The sequence below is a fragment of the Acidimicrobiales bacterium genome (assembly GCA_040219085.1).
In the GTDB taxonomy this organism is placed as follows: Bacteria; Actinomycetota; Acidimicrobiia; order Acidimicrobiales; family JAVJTC01; genus JAVJTC01.
Window position 1 is genome coordinate 18,261 of sequence record JAVJTC010000008.1, and the last position, 13,551, is coordinate 31,811.

13 protein-coding genes are annotated in these 13,551 nt (G+C 67.8%); 6 read left to right on the top strand and 7 right to left on the bottom strand.

Going from position 1 to position 13,551, the window contains the following annotated elements; genetic code table 11:
* The first annotated feature begins 49 nt into the window (after positions 1 to 49).
* On the top strand, positions 50 to 3,103 hold the full coding sequence (locus RIE08_03435) for a UPF0182 family protein (GenBank protein MEQ8716639.1): 3,054 nt from the start codon (positions 50 to 52) through the stop codon (positions 3,101 to 3,103).
* A 134-nt stretch (positions 3,104 to 3,237) separates the two neighbouring features.
* Positions 3,238 to 3,495, top strand: coding sequence for a hypothetical protein (locus tag RIE08_03440; protein MEQ8716640.1), 258 nt, complete (start codon positions 3,238 to 3,240; stop codon positions 3,493 to 3,495).
* A gap of 211 nt (positions 3,496 to 3,706) precedes the next feature.
* On the opposite strand, the gene RIE08_03445 is transcribed toward RIE08_03440, so the two are convergent.
* Positions 3,707 to 3,919 (bottom strand): hypothetical protein, encoded by a 213-nt coding sequence (locus tag RIE08_03445; protein MEQ8716641.1) that lies wholly within the window; start codon positions 3,917 to 3,919, stop codon positions 3,707 to 3,709.
* Positions 3,920 to 4,126: 207 nt separating this feature from the next.
* Here RIE08_03445 and RIE08_03450 point away from each other — a divergent pair, with 207 nt between their 5' ends.
* The 3 genes from RIE08_03450 to RIE08_03460 all read left to right on the top strand — a co-directional run bounded on the left by RIE08_03450 (position 4,127) and on the right by RIE08_03460 (position 5,578).
* Positions 4,127 to 4,648, top strand: coding sequence for a hypothetical protein (locus tag RIE08_03450; GenBank protein MEQ8716642.1), 522 nt, complete (start codon positions 4,127 to 4,129; stop codon positions 4,646 to 4,648).
* A 48-nt stretch (positions 4,649 to 4,696) separates the two neighbouring features.
* The gene (locus RIE08_03455) at positions 4,697 to 5,209 is read left to right on the top strand and encodes a DUF2587 domain-containing protein (protein MEQ8716643.1); all 513 of its coding nucleotides are present in this window, start codon (positions 4,697 to 4,699) and stop codon (positions 5,207 to 5,209) included.
* Positions 5,210 to 5,398: 189 nt separating this feature from the next.
* Positions 5,399 to 5,578: a hypothetical protein gene (locus RIE08_03460; GenBank protein MEQ8716644.1), complete on the top strand. Its 180-nt coding sequence runs from the start codon at positions 5,399 to 5,401 to the stop codon at positions 5,576 to 5,578.
* A gap of 41 nt (positions 5,579 to 5,619) precedes the next feature.
* Here RIE08_03460 and RIE08_03465 read toward each other — a convergent pair whose 3' ends face one another.
* The 4 genes from RIE08_03465 to RIE08_03480 form a co-directional block, all read right to left on the bottom strand.
* Entirely contained in the window at positions 5,620 to 6,876 is a 1,257-nt protein-coding gene (locus RIE08_03465; GenBank protein ID MEQ8716645.1) for a hemolysin family protein, read from the bottom strand.
* Positions 6,877 to 6,936: 60 nt separating this feature from the next.
* Complete coding sequence (locus tag RIE08_03470; GenBank protein ID MEQ8716646.1) at positions 6,937 to 8,280, bottom strand: nicotinate phosphoribosyltransferase; 1,344 nt, start codon at positions 8,278 to 8,280, stop codon at positions 6,937 to 6,939.
* Between the two features lie 47 nt (positions 8,281 to 8,327).
* Positions 8,328 to 9,803, bottom strand: a complete 1,476-nt coding sequence (locus RIE08_03475) for an HAD-IG family 5'-nucleotidase (protein MEQ8716647.1) — start codon at positions 9,801 to 9,803, stop codon at positions 8,328 to 8,330.
* Between the two features lie 66 nt (positions 9,804 to 9,869).
* Entirely contained in the window at positions 9,870 to 10,082 is a 213-nt protein-coding gene (locus RIE08_03480) for a hypothetical protein (GenBank protein ID MEQ8716648.1), read from the bottom strand.
* Positions 10,083 to 10,169: 87 nt separating this feature from the next.
* On the opposite strand from RIE08_03480, the gene RIE08_03485 reads away from it, so the two are divergent.
* Positions 10,170 to 11,486: an amidohydrolase family protein gene (locus RIE08_03485; GenBank protein MEQ8716649.1), complete on the top strand. Its 1,317-nt coding sequence runs from the start codon at positions 10,170 to 10,172 to the stop codon at positions 11,484 to 11,486.
* On the opposite strand, the gene RIE08_03490 is transcribed toward RIE08_03485, so the two are convergent.
* Positions 11,434 to 12,459: an aromatic ring-hydroxylating dioxygenase subunit alpha gene (locus tag RIE08_03490; GenBank protein MEQ8716650.1), complete on the bottom strand. Its 1,026-nt coding sequence runs from the start codon at positions 12,457 to 12,459 to the stop codon at positions 11,434 to 11,436. The genes RIE08_03485 and RIE08_03490 overlap by 53 nt on opposite strands.
* 14 nt (positions 12,460 to 12,473) lie before the next feature.
* Positions 12,474 to 13,508 carry an adenosine deaminase gene (add, locus tag RIE08_03495; GenBank protein ID MEQ8716651.1) on the bottom strand — a complete coding sequence of 345 codons (1,035 nt, stop codon included), beginning with the start codon at positions 13,506 to 13,508 and terminating at the stop codon, positions 12,474 to 12,476.
* Positions 13,509 to 13,551: the final 43 nt, after the last annotated feature.

Genomic DNA, 13,551 nt, shown 5'->3' on the forward strand with positions numbered 1-13,551 from the left:
CCCGTTGCGCGGTCAGCGCAGCGGTCGGGCCTTGTAGGCTCCTCCCGGTATGCGAGCCGAAGGAGAGATGTCGCGTCCCGGTCGTTCGGGGCGACGTAGGTTCTCGCGCCGTTGGCGGGTCATCGCCATCGCGGTGGTGGCCGCACTCATCATTCTCATCATCTCGTTGCGCGGGATCGCGGGCTTCTATACGGACTACCTGTGGTTCGACTCGCTCGGCTACGAGGACGTCTGGCGCCGCGTCCTCGTCGCGAAGGTCGTGCTCGCGCTCATCTTCATCGGGCTGTTCTTCGGCGTCTTGTGGACCAACCTCTTCATCGCCGACCGCATCGCGCCGACCTTCCGGCCTCCGGGACCCGAAGAGGAGATCCTCTCGCGGTATCACATGTTCGTCGGGCGGCGGACCGGCCTCGTCCGGTTGGGGGTGGCGCTGTTCTTCGCGGTGATCTCGGGTGTGGGCGCATCAGGCCAGTGGCGCAACTGGATCCTGTTCACGAATCGTGTCGACTTCGGTCTCGAGGACCCCCAGTTCGACACGGACATCGGCTTCTACGTGTTCCAGTTGCCGTTCCTGGACTACGTCGTCGGATGGCTCTTCACGGCGCTCGTCATCATCTTCATCGTCACCGCGGTCGCGCACTACGTGAACGGGGGCATCAGGGTCCAGACACCGGGACAGCGCGTGACCCCCCAGGTGAAGGCCCACCTGTCCGTGCTGTTGGGGATACTGGCGCTCGTACGCGCCGGGGACTACTACCTGGACCGTTTCGGTCTGGTCACCTCCTCGAACGGCACTGTCGACGGTGCCACCTACACCGATGTCAACGCCCGGCTGCCGGTGCTGAACCTGCTCATCTTGATCTCGCTGTTCGCCTTCGTCCTGTTGTTGGTCAACATCCGTCTGCGGGGCTGGGTACTGCCGACACTGGCCGTCGGCCTGTGGCTCTTCGTGTCGGTCGTCATGGGTGGGATCTACCCGCTCGTCATCCAGCGTTTCCAGGTCGAGCCCGACGAGTCGACCAAGGAGGCCGAGTTCATCGACCTCAACATCGCCGCCACGCGGGCGGCGCTGGGTCTCGACGAGGTCGTGGAGCGGCGCTACGCGGGAAGTTCGGACCTGACCTACCAGGACATCCTCGACAACAGCGACATCTTTGATGCCGTGCCGCTGCTTGATCCGGCGGTTCTGCCCGAGACGTTCGAGAACCTCGAGGGCGAGCGACCCTTCTACCAGTTCCCGCCGCAACTCGACGTCGATCGCTACGAGATCGACGGTCAGACGACCCCGGTCGTCCTCGGCGCCCGCCAGCTCGATCCGGCGGGCATCCCCAACGCCTCGTGGGAGCGTGAACGCCTGACGTTCACGCACGGTTTCGGCCTGGCGATGGCCCCCGCCAACCGGACCGACGCCGGCGAGCCCGACTTCGTGGTCCAGGGGCTGCCGATCGTCAACGAGCTCGACGTGCCGATCGACCAGCCGCGGATCTACTTCGGCGAGGACCTCGGCGGATACTCGATCGTGAACACGGACCGCAACGAGGTCGACGGTGGCGACGAGCAGGCGACCTACACCTACGACGGTGAGGGTGGCGTCGAGATGGGCGGGTTCTTCCGCAAGGCCGCATTCGCGCTGCGCTTCGGCGACATCGATCCCCTGATCTCGAACTTCGTGCAGTCCGACAGCCGGATCATCTACAACCGCGACATCCGCGGGCGAATCAGCGAGATCGCACCGTTCCTGCACCTCGACTCCGACATCTACCCTGTCATCAGCGGCGGGGGCATCGTCTATGTGGCCGACGCGTTCACCACCACGAACCGCTATCCCTACGCCCAGCAGGCCGATACGGAGCAACTCCCCGACGAGAGCGGGTTGCGCCACGACTTCAACTACGTGCGCAACTCGGTGAAGGTCGTCGTGGACGCATTCGACGGCACGGTCACCTTCTACGTGTTCGACGAGACCGACCCGATCATCGAGGCGTGGCGTGACGCCTTCCCGGAGCTCTTCAGCGACCTGGCGGACATGCCGGCGGACATCTTGGACCATGTGCGCTACCCCGAGGACCTGTTCCGGGTGCAGACCAACGTCTACGCCCGCTACCAGCTCGATGACGCGCAGGACTTCTATGAACAGGCCGAGGCGTGGGCCGTCGCCCAGGACCCCGGAGGCGTCGATGCCGCCGGCACGACCGATGTCACAGCTCAGGACGGGACCGTCACCGCCCGTCGCGAGGAGCGCATCGAGCCGTACTACACCCTGTTGCGCCTCCCCGAGGAGCAGGAGGCGGACTTCGTCTCGTTGCGTTCGTTCGTGCCGATCGACAGCTCGGCCAATTCGCGCCGTGAGTTGACGGCGTTCATGGTCGCGAACAGCGACGCGGACGAGTACGGCCAACTGATCGTCTATGAGATCGACGACACGCGCGTGGACGGTCCCGCGCTCGTGAACTCGCGGATCCAGTCGGATCAGGGCGTTTCACGCGTGGTCACCCTCCTGGATCAGCAGGGGTCCGACGTCCGCTTCGGTGACCTCCTGTTGGTTCCGGTGGGCGAGTCGATCGTCTACGTCCGTGCCATGTACGTCATCGCCGAGGCGACCGAGGTGCCGGTCCTGCGCAACGTCGTGGCGGTCATCGGCAACGACGTCGTCATGTGCCGCACACTCGACGAGGCCCTCGAGGGCCTGTTCGGCCGGGTCGAGGTCTCCAGCGACGTCGAATCGGTCAGCAGCGGGTGTGTGGGCACGGTGGAGGGTCTGACCGACGGAGGTGGCGGAACCGACGGTGAGCCCGACCCGGTGCCCGACCCGACCCCTACACCCACGCCGACCACTGAACCGCCGACGACGTCCACGACGACACCGGGTTCCACGCCGACGCCGACGCCGACGCCGACGCCCACGCCGACCCCCACGCCGTCGGGAGATGCCACGGTCGAAGAGTTGCTGAGCGAGGCCGAGGATCTCTTCGACCGGGCTGACGCTGCGCTCGAGGCCGGCGATCTCGGTGGGTACCAGGACCTCGTCGACGAGGCGCGCCGGTTGGTCATGGCGGCGCGCACACTGACCGAGGGTGACGTGGGCGACAGCGAGCCCACGTGACGCGTGTGACGGTGCGTTTCGGCTCCCTTACCCCGACATGTCACCGCATCCCGGGAGTGTCGTCGCGACGTAGTAGGAATCAGATGGACAATCGCAGCGTTGATGATCATTCGTAGGCCCAAAGGGAGCGAGAGATGACTGACGTCCTGACACAGCACCTGATCGACCAGCTCCTCGACGAGATCGACGGCGAGCTCATCAGTCGGTCGCGCGTGACCGACGCTCTTCTCGATCTTCGTCTGAGCGCCGGTGAAGCCCCGGGTTTCGTCGATCTCGTCGACCGTTCACTCGGCGACGTTCCCGGACGTACGGTCGTGACCAACGACTGGTGGATGTCCACGCTCGAGGGCCTGCGTCTCCTCCTCGACGAGACGCCCGTCACCTCCAACTGACCGGCTCATTCCGCTGCCTCCGGGCGGCTCAACGAAACTCTCTCGACGGGCCCTGGCGGCCCGTCGAGACGGTTTTGGCCGGTACTCCGGACCCGACCGGCGCGTGGGACCGGGAGAGACGAAAAAGGAAAGAGGGCGCCCGCATGGCGGGCGCCCTCTGGTGCGTTCTCCCGGTGGGGGGGATCCGGGAGGGACGGTGCCGGACTCTGGGTCAGGCGACCGTCGCGGCGTCGGCGTCGGTGGTGGAGGGAGAGAGGAACGCCGGTTCGCCTCGCACGAAGGCCTCCAGCTCGAGCTCGCTCGCCCGGCGCCTGTAGGCGACGGCCAAAGGCTCGGGCAGCGACCGGGCCTGCTCTCGCAGGGAGTGAGCCCGGTTGCTGATGGTGCTGGAGGACAGATCTTCGTCGTGTGTGGGAGTTGTCATGTCGCTTCGTTTCGGGTTGGTTCGTCGGGTATGGGAACGCTTCGTGTCGATGATGCATTCCCGCATCTCCGGATCGGGGTTCAGGTCGACCGGATCTCAGCGAGTTCTTCGATTCGCTGTCCCTTTCGCACATCTTTCGTGGCCAGCCCGGACGATGGATGCATCTGAACGGAAAATTCGCGCGCAACCTGCCGAGAGGCGATGACGATGACCAATCGAGTCTGGTGGATCTCAGGGGCGGTGATCGTCGCCGGTGTCGTCTTCGGCCTGGGGGTGATCCTCGGTGTGATGATCGACGATGACGACGACGGCGGAGGCTCGCGCGGTGACGACGCCGCCGACGAGCGTGCCGGCGGCGATGGCCGAGATGACGACGACCGCGATGACGACATGCGCGATGACGGCGCCGAAGATGACGACGATCGCTTCGATGGGCGTGAACGGGGTCTGTTCGGCCCGCTGGTCGAGGAGTTCCTCGACGGCCTGGCGGAGCGTTTCGAAGGTCGATTCGACGAGGGCGAAGGGCCCGGCCGCGACCGAACGTTCCGCCTCCTTCCCGACGGCTTCGAGTTGCCGGAGGACTTCGAGCTTCCGGATCGCTTCGAGTTGCCCGGAGGGGCCAGGGGTCTCGGGGAGTGCCTCGTGGACGGACTGGGAGACCTCTTCGGCGAGGGCGACGGGCCCCTCGGCGACCGGGCCCGCAGCTTGTGGGAGAGCTGCACGGCCTGAGAGCGCGAGGCGGTAGCGTCGCTGGGAGAGCCAGAGGATGGAGGGTCCATGGCGGACGAGACCAAGGCGATCCCGACAGACGCGATGTCCCCCGACGCCGGGGGCACCGTATCCGACGGGCGCGGGTCCGACGGGCACGAGACGCACCACAGCGGAGTGACCAACCCGGCCAAGTTGATCCGGATGGGCACCATGATCAACCAGCTCCTGTCCGAGGTCCGTGCCGCTCCGCCCGACGTCGACGGCCTGCGGCGACTTGCGACGATCCACACGAGGACGCTCGCAGAGTTGTCCGACGTCCTGTCCGAAGAACTCTTCGACGAGCTGATGGAGTTCAACAGCTGCTGCGACCAGGCGGAGCCCCCTTCCGAGGGTGAGATCCGGGTTGCTCAGGCGCAGCTGGTCGGCTGGCTGCAGGGCCTGTTGCAGGGGATGCAGGCCAGCGCGGCGACCCAGGCACTCGTCGCCCAGCGCCAGCTCGCCGAGATGCGCCAGCCGGGCGGCCCGCCCGGCCCCGTGGGCGGTCCGCCGGGCGCAGGCGGTCCCGCCGGCTACCTCTGAGGTTCCATGCACCCGGGTGACTGCACACCGGTGCCTGTCTTCGGTCCACGGGGTCGACCGTGTGCGGCCGGGGTCTTTCCACACTCTGTGGGAAGGGTTGTGAGTTGTCAGCGTCTCGTCAGCTGCTGTTCACCACTCTGGCATCGTGCCGTGACCAAAGGGGGAAACTGATTCCCTATTGTTGTGCACATGCACAACACGGCGGTCCACGACATCCACGAACTGAGCGGCCTACTCGAGCGGGCTGCCTCGATCCACACCGGAGACGGTGTCCGGGATCATCGCAGCCTCATGGAGGACTTCGTAGGGCTCATCCGGGACTTCCATCCGGGTGCGGCCGTGCGCCGTACCCACCTCGCTGCGGCCTGAACGAACGCCCGGGGTTTCCCCTCAGCGTCGTCGGCCGTAGCTCAGGAACTCTCCTCGTCGGCTGCGGTCGGCGAGACCTCGAGGCGGTGGAGTCGCTGACGGCTCCGCGCGACGATCCGGAATCCGGTGCCGTCGACCTCGACCGTCTCCCCGATCTCGGGAAGTGTCCCGGCGGTGGCGATGACGAGACCCCCGATGGTCCGCCAGTCGCCTTCGGGTAGTTCGATACCCAGCGCACGCTCGACGTCGTCGACGTCGAGGTCCGCCTCGATGGTCCACCGGTCGGGTCCGGTCTGGCGGACCGCCGATCCGTACATCTCGAAGTCCTCGTCATCGCCGACGAGTTCGTCCACTACGTCGTCGAGGGTGACGATGCCCGCTGTCCCGCCATGTTCCTCGACGGCCACCGCCAGGCGACGACGCGTCGACTTCATCGCCCGGAGGAGATCCACGAGGCGCATCGACTCGGGCACGACGAGCACCGGCCTGGCCAGGTCGCCAGCGGTGACGTCGTCCTCATCGGCGATGGCCTTGGCGAGGTCCCTCAGGCGCACCATGCCGATGACGTCGTCGATCGTCGAGGCGTAGACGGGCAGGCGCCGGTGGTCCGTGCGGATGGCGAGGTCCAGGGCGTCGCGGGCGGTGGTCTCGGTATCCACGGCGACCACGCGGTTGCGCGGGACCAGGATGTCCTCCACGGTGGCGTCGCCGAACTCGAACGACCGCTCGAGCAGTTCCATGTCCGAAAGGTCGATCCGTCCCTCCGAAGCCGCGTCGGCGGCGAGGCGACGCAGTTCCTCCTCGGTCACGCCCGAACTGGTCTGGATCCCCTTGCCGGGCGCCTGCAGGTCGGCGAACCACACGAGGATGCCGACGAGGGGACGGAAGATCACAGTCACGGCGACGATGAGCCGGGTGAGGGCCCGGGCCACCGGATACGGGTGACGCACGGCGAGGGTCTTCGGGATGGCCTCCGAGTAGACGAAGAGCACGAAGCTCAACACCACCGAGGCGAGCGTGACACCGATGCCGCCGAACCATCTCTCGGCCAGCACCCCGGTCACGGTGGCGGCGCCGATCTGGGTGAGCAGCGCGACGAGCAGCACGGTGTTGAGGACCCGCGGAAGGTCCTCGGCTATGGCGAGTAGGCGCTGTGCGCGTCGATCGGTCTCGGCTTCGACCTGGATTCGAACGATCGGGACGCGCAGGATGGCGGTCTCCGCCGCGGCGATGACCTGCGCGAGGCCGAACAGCACGAAGAACAAGATGATGAGCGGTAGATCTTGTGCGAGGTCCATCTGGGCCTCCCATTCTGCCGTACGCGAAGGCTCAGTCGGTGTGGTTGGCCGAAACCAGCCTCAGTCGGCCAGTTCCGCGTCTATCCGCGCCGTGGATTCGAGCAGCGCTCCGGATGGTTCCACGGCTGTCGGCACCGGACTCCGGAGGTCCCTGGCGGTCTCGGGCAGCAGCGCCCAGTCGGTCATGAACCGCTCCCGCGCGTCGGCGAGATCCGCCCGGCCGGCATCCGTGCGGACCCCGCCGTCCATCACGACGTCCAGGAGGGGACTGTGGCCCGGCGGTGGTGTCTCGTGGGCGAGGGCGAGCACGTCGTGAAGGTGGTCGGCGCGCCGGAATACCTGCTTCGCTCCCGGCCAGGTGGCCTTGCCGGTGGACTTCTTGCGAACCGGTCGGCCGCCCACCTCGACGAGCTTGTAGACCGATTCGAGGGCCGGAGCGTCCCGCGCCACGCCGAGGCTGGTCCCGACGCCGAATCCGTCGATCGGTGCGCCCGAGCCGACGAGCTCGCTGAGGGAGAACTCGTCGAGGCCGCCGGAGACGAAGATCGCGACGTCATCGAACCCCGCGGCGTCCAGTTCTGACCGTGCCGCCGCGGACTGTGCCGCGAGATCGCCGGAGTCGAGTCGGATCCCGCGGATCTCGATTCCCTCGGCCCGCAGCGTGCGGGCCGCGTCGATTGCCCGGGCCACTCCCCGCGTGGTGTCGTACGTGTCGACCAGCAGGACGGTGCTGTCGGCGAACGTGCGACCGAAGCTGATGAAGGCCCCGAGCTCATCGGGGTGGGCCTGGATGAACGAGTGGGCCATCGTCCCCGAGGCGGCGATCCCGTACCGTTGCGCTCCCGCGACGTTGGACGTGGCGCTGAGGCCGACGATCGCCGCCACACGTGCGAGCTTCATGCCGGCATCGGTTCCCTGCGTGCGGCGCAGTGCGAAGTCGATCACCGCACGCCCGTCCGCCGCGTACAGGCAGCGGGCGGCCTTGGTCGCCAGGTTGGACTGGAGGGTGATCTGGTTCAACAGGAAGGTCTCGGCGAGCTGCGCTTCCGCCAGCGGCGCGTCGATCTCGAGGATCGGCTCCGACGCGCCGATGATCGTTCCCTCCGGGACGGCGCGCAACCGGCCCGTGAAGCGCAGCCCCCGCAACCAGTCGCAGAAGTCGGCGGACACCACGTCCAAGCTCGCCAGTCGGGCGATGGCCGCATCGTCGAAACAGAACTCCTCGAGCCACCGCAGGACGTCGTCGAGCCCCGCAGCGACGAGGTAGCCACGTCCGGGTGGGAGGTCGCGGACGAAGAGACTGAACGTCGACGGCGTGTCGGCCATGGACTCGTGGCGGAACGCGTCGACCATCGTCAGCTCGTAGAGATCCACGAAGAGGGGGTCGGTTGCGGGATCGGGCACGGGACCGATCGTAGGGGTCGTCACCGACACCGACCCTTCGATATCACTCAGTCGTCGTCGTGACCGGTCCGGTCATAGGTCACCGTGTCGTCGAGGGGGACCGACATCGACCGCACGATGGCGTCGTGGGGAAGGTTGGACCGCGGCGCCCGCAGATATCCGTAGGGCGTCACTGGTCCGAAGTTCGACACACGCGACGTGTACACGTCGGCGTGGCGCTCCACCTGGCGGGCGAAGAGACTCTTGTCGATGCCGGCCCGCAGCAGGGGTCCCCACGTCTCGTTCATCTGGGTGGATGCGGCATGGGCGAGGGGACCGATCTCCGTGTCGAGGTCGGCGAGCTCGCGGTTGAGCGTCTCGATGCGTCCACCCGTGTCGCCGTCGCTGCGGTCGTCCTGTTCCTGATGGGCGCGTTCGAGCCTCGTCCGGGCGAGTTCGGCTTCGAGTCCGGCCTTGCGGGTCATGAGCTCTTCGAGTCGTGCCTCGTCCTCACGGAACGCTGAAGCGGCGGCGATCTCGGCTTCGATCTCGCGCAGGATCAGCGCTGTACGCCACCGCAGCGTCGCCTTGGAGACGTGGACGTCGCCGAAGAGATGGTCGCCCACGTACAGCAGTTCGCCGCCGGCGACCCCCAGCGTGGACTCGACTGCCATCGCGTTTCCGCCGACATAGGCGCACCCCATCGTGAAGGGGCCGACGTGGGGCCGCAGGAGGTACTCGTCTTCGTCCTCGATGCAGTAGGCGGGGGAGGGGAGGCTGAAGAAGTGGGGCTTCGCCGCCGAGCAGATGACGACGTCGAAGAGGTCACGCCACGTCTGGCCGTCGGCCATGAGCGGATCGAACGCGTAGGACATGACGGCGCGGGTGTAGGGCCACTCGGAGTTCGTGATGAGCAGGAGCTTCTTCCCGGCGGCGCGCTGGTCGGCCAGGGCCGGTGGCAGGTCGGGGTCCCGTTCGATGAACCGGTCGGGGTCGGCGAGGATCCGGGCCTTCAGGTCGCCTTTCGTGTGGGACTCGTCGAGCGCCCACGTGACCAGCTCGAACACGGCCTGGTAGCCCATCGATGCGTGCAGCCGGCCCTCGTCGAGGAGGTCCACCAGTTGGGCGAACAGCGATTCCTGGGACAGCGAGAAGAGCGTGTTGGTGAACTCGAAGCGGTCCTCGGAGAGGTCCACGAACGTGCCCTGATAGGCGTCGCGGGTCTCGCCGAAGCCGAGCAGGCGGGTGCCGTGCTGGGCGCGCACGACGTAGCCGAACCGGGAGGCCTTGACGAGATTGCCCAGCTCGAGGTCGAAGGCGAGCCCCTGGATCGTGGCCCCGGGGTCGAAGCGCAGTTCCTCGGTGGGCACGCCGCGGTCCGCGAGATTGCGAGCGGCGTGTTCGAACGCCTCACGCTCCCACTCCTCGGTGCGGTAGTGGACCAGCGTGTAGTCCATGTCGTAGCCGATCGCCTGGATCGACCGGAGGTTCAGTGTGCGGTTGCAGAAGATGCCCCGCTCGGGCGGGACGGGGAGTGCTGACATGACACAAGCATGCCGCGCCCGGGTGGGTCCTGACGGCCGGTTCGGTCACCCGCCGGTGAGAGGCGGTCAGACGCGGGCAGCCGAGTAGGTGTCGCCGTGTGCCCGCAGCGCCGTGTCCGTCGCGGCGAAGGCCTCTCCGACGCTCACGCCGAGTTGGCGTACGAGAGCGTCGATGATCTCGTGGGGGCGCAGGCCCCGGTCGAGCAGGTAGCCCGCCGTGGCGTCGATGCGGGTGTCGGGGATCGTGGTGTGTCCATGGGGTCGGATCGTGGTTGCCATATCCTCGGTGTTCCCGTGGGGCGCTGGGACGAAACGCTGCCACGGCGGTGACGGACCGACCCGGCGGCCGCAGGACAGGACGTGGCGATGCGCGTTAGAGCGACGATTCTGCAGACACCGGCACCCGGGGATCTCGAGGTTCTCGAGGATCACGTGCTCACCGTCGTCGACGGGAGGATCGAGTCGGTCCTGCCCGCGGCGGAGGCCGGTGACGACCCGTGCGACGTGACGCTGGGCGGTGATTCGGTCCTGCTGCCGGGTTTGATCGACACCCACGTCCACGCGCCGCAGTGGCCCCAGCGGGCCACCGGCCTGGATCTCCCGCTCGAACGGTGGCTGTTCGAGTACACGTTCCCCCTCGAGGCCCGCTACGCCGATGAGCGGTTCGCCGCGGGTGTGTACGGCTCGCTCGTGCGGGGGCTGCTGTCACGGGGTACGACCACCGCGGTCTACTACAGCTCGATCCACGAGCCGGCCACGGTCGCGCTCGCGTCGGCCTGTGTCGAGCACGGGCAGCGTGCCTTCGTCGGCCGGGTGGCGATGGACCACCCGGAGGGGACGCCCGACTACTACCGCGACGACGGTGCCGCTCAGGGGGTGGCGGCGAGCCACCGTTCGATCGAGGCGATCAGGGCACTCGGTGCGGGCGCCCGCGTCCAGCCGATCGTCACCCCCAGGTTCATCCCAGCCTGCACCGACGCCCTGCTGGAGGGTCTGGGCGAGCTCGCCGCGGCGACCGGTGTGCGGATCCAGACCCACTGCTCGGAGGGCGACTGGGAGCACGCCTACGTGCTGGAACGCCACGGATGCACCGACGCGCAGTCGTTGGCGAACTTCGGGCTGATGGCGGACCACACGGTCCTGGGCCACGCGACGCATCTGACCGACCCCGACCGGGCGCTCATCGCCGGTGCCGGGGCGGGGCTCTCGCACTGCCCGTTGTCCAACTCGTACTTCGCCAACGGCGTCTTCCCCGCCCGGCGCAATCTCGACGCCGGGTTGCGGATCGGTCTCGGCTCCGACCTCGCGGGGGGAGCTGAGGCGTCGCTGTTGCGACAGTGCGCCCATGCCGTCACGGTCTCCCGTCTCCTCGAGTCCGGCGTGGACACCGAGATCGCGGCCGATCGCCGAGGCGTCGCCGGCGCCCGGATCGACATCACCACGGCCTTCTGGCTCGCCACGGCCGGCGGTGCCGATCTGGTGGGCGTCGACGCCGGTCTGCTGGCACCGGGCAGGGTGTTCGACGCGTTCGCGGTCGATGTCGGCGCGGGCAGCGCCATTGGCATCGTCGAGGAACTCGACGACTGGGACCGGATTTTCGAGAAGGTCGTCCGCGCGGGCGGGGGCGATGTCAGTCGGGTGTGGGTGGATGGTCGAGAGGTGGCGGGATCGTCCCGTAGGTGACGCCGCGGTCGCGGAGCCAACGGCGGTAGGCGAGGCTGCCGGCGTCGGCGGGTTGGTGGAGCTCCGCGCGAGAGTCGAGGGGGAGTCGACGGGGTCGTTGGCTCTCGACGACGGGAATGTCCTGGCTGAGGATCGTCTGGTTGAAGGCCTGTTGCCGGTCCCGGTCCACGTCGTCGGCGCGCATGACGACGACCCGGAAGACCCGACAGCTCGTCTCGGTGACCGGGCTCGCAACGAGCAGGATCGAGAACCCGTCGTCGCCTTCAGCGCCGCCGGGAACCTTCCGCAGCATCGCCGCGTACGGGTGTGACACGACGTAGTCGTAGCGGACCGGTGCGCCGGTCTCGGCCGTCGGCCAGGGCCGTGGTTGCCAGACGTCGCAGTCGCTGAGGCGCAGCTCCCCGTCGACTACGGCCACGTCGTAGCGGGTGATCTCGGTGTTGGGGACCTCCCCGAGGTAGCCGGCGTGGACGAACGGGAAGTGCGCCTGGTCCAGGAAGTTCTCGATGATGCGCGGTCCCGACGAGTCGACCCGGGCCGCTTCGATGACGATGGCCCGGTCGGCGTCGTGGTCGGCGAACGAGGGCAGATCCCGGGGGGTGGATCCCACACAGGCCCACCACAGTCCGTAACGCTCGGTGACCCGGGCGCTGCCGAGTCGGGTGGCAGCCGGTGGTGTCCGGTCGGGGTGGGCCGGTTGGTGGACGCACAGCCCGTCGGAGTCGAAGTTCCAGCCGTGGTAGGGGCACACGACCGTGCCGTTCTCGTAGCTCCCGAGGGACAGCTGGGCGCCGCGGTGAGGGCAGGTGTCGCTCACGACGGACACCGCGCCGTCGGGATCGCACAGCAGCAGCCAGCGGTCCTCGAGGAGCTCGAAGGGGGTGGCGGTACCGCGGGCCGTCGACGTGGTCGTCGCGACGGGGAACCACTCGTCGAGGGCCGATTCGCGTCGGGCGTGTGCGTCGTCGCTCATCGGCTGGCCTCGCTTCAGAGCAGTGCTGAACGCAGCTCGGCCATCTCCCGCAGGAACTCCTCGCGCATCTCGGCCTTCTCGTCGTCGGGTAGCCAGCTGGCGTCCACCCCGGTGAGTGCGATCTCCTCGGCCTGCTCGTTCGTGAGACCCATCTTCGGGCAGCCTTCGGCGTACTCCTTGCCGAGGTCGGTGTTCAACATCGTCGGGTCGTCGGTGTTGAACGTCATCCGGAGCCCCTCCGCGATCATCGTGCGGATCGGGTGCGCCGTGAAGTCGTCCCAGCCGTACAGCAGGGCGCTCGAATGCAGGCATCCCGTGAAGACCACTCCAGCGTCCCGGGCCCGCGCGACGACCGCCTCGTCGTCGAGGATGTGGTAGCCGTGGTCGACACGCAGACAGCCGAGGTCCAGCGCGGCGGCGACGTCGGCGGAGGTGGACGCGTCGATCTCACCTGCGTGCGCGGTGATGTTCAAACCGTTCCTCTTCGCGAGTTCGTAGGCCTCGGCGAACAGCTGCGGCGTCTCGAGGTTGTCCGGCGTGAGGTGGTCCTGACCGATCCCGATGATCTCGTCACGGGGAGAGGCGATCACCTGCTCCACGAGCGCCACGGCGTCCGCGGGCGGCTCGGACTTGTTGATGGCGACGATCAGGTTGCAGCGAACCCCGAGGTCGGTCTCGGCGGCGCGGATGCCGTCGATCACGCCGTCGACACAGGTGTCGTAGGAGACGCCGTCGGCGTAGTGGTTGGTCGGGTTGAAGAACATCTCGCGGTAGCGGAGGTTGCCGAGGCGGACCTGGTCCTCGAGGGACTCGTAGGTGACCCGGGCGAAGTCCTCCCGGTCGATGATCGAGCGGGAAACGGCGACGTAGGCGACGAGGAACTCGACGATGCCGTCGAAGTCGTACAGCTCGGACGGCTCGTAGGTCGGCAGCGTCACCGAGTGCCTGCGGGCGAGCTCGACCGCGGTCTCGGCGCGGACGCTGCCCTCGAGGTGGCAGTGCAGCTCCACCTTGGGGATGCGGCGGAGGTACTCGACGGGATCTGCCATGGCGACCTCCTACGGTCTGCGGGTCAACGGGACACGGGACGAG

Bases quoted from the DNA above. Each gene is read 5' to 3' on its own strand.
- RIE08_03435 (MEQ8716639.1), top strand. From the start codon at position 50: ATGCGAGCCGAAGGAGAGATGTCGCGTCCCGGTCGTTCGGGGCGACGT.
- RIE08_03440 (MEQ8716640.1), top strand. From the start codon at position 3,238: ATGACTGACGTCCTGACACAGCACCTGATCGACCAGCTCCTCGACGAG.
- RIE08_03445 (MEQ8716641.1), bottom strand. From the start codon at position 3,919: ATGACAACTCCCACACACGACGAAGATCTGTCCTCCAGCACCATCAGC.
- RIE08_03450 (MEQ8716642.1), top strand. From the start codon at position 4,127: ATGACCAATCGAGTCTGGTGGATCTCAGGGGCGGTGATCGTCGCCGGT.
- RIE08_03455 (MEQ8716643.1), top strand. From the start codon at position 4,697: ATGGCGGACGAGACCAAGGCGATCCCGACAGACGCGATGTCCCCCGAC.
- RIE08_03460 (MEQ8716644.1), top strand. From the start codon at position 5,399: ATGCACAACACGGCGGTCCACGACATCCACGAACTGAGCGGCCTACTC.
- RIE08_03465 (MEQ8716645.1), bottom strand. From the start codon at position 6,876: ATGGACCTCGCACAAGATCTACCGCTCATCATCTTGTTCTTCGTGCTG.
- RIE08_03475 (MEQ8716647.1), bottom strand. From the start codon at position 9,803: ATGTCAGCACTCCCCGTCCCGCCCGAGCGGGGCATCTTCTGCAACCGC.
- RIE08_03480 (MEQ8716648.1), bottom strand. From the start codon at position 10,082: ATGGCAACCACGATCCGACCCCATGGACACACCACGATCCCCGACACC.
- RIE08_03485 (MEQ8716649.1), top strand. From the start codon at position 10,170: ATGCGCGTTAGAGCGACGATTCTGCAGACACCGGCACCCGGGGATCTC.
- RIE08_03490 (MEQ8716650.1), bottom strand. From the start codon at position 12,459: ATGAGCGACGACGCACACGCCCGACGCGAATCGGCCCTCGACGAGTGG.
- add (MEQ8716651.1), bottom strand. From the start codon at position 13,508: ATGGCAGATCCCGTCGAGTACCTCCGCCGCATCCCCAAGGTGGAGCTG.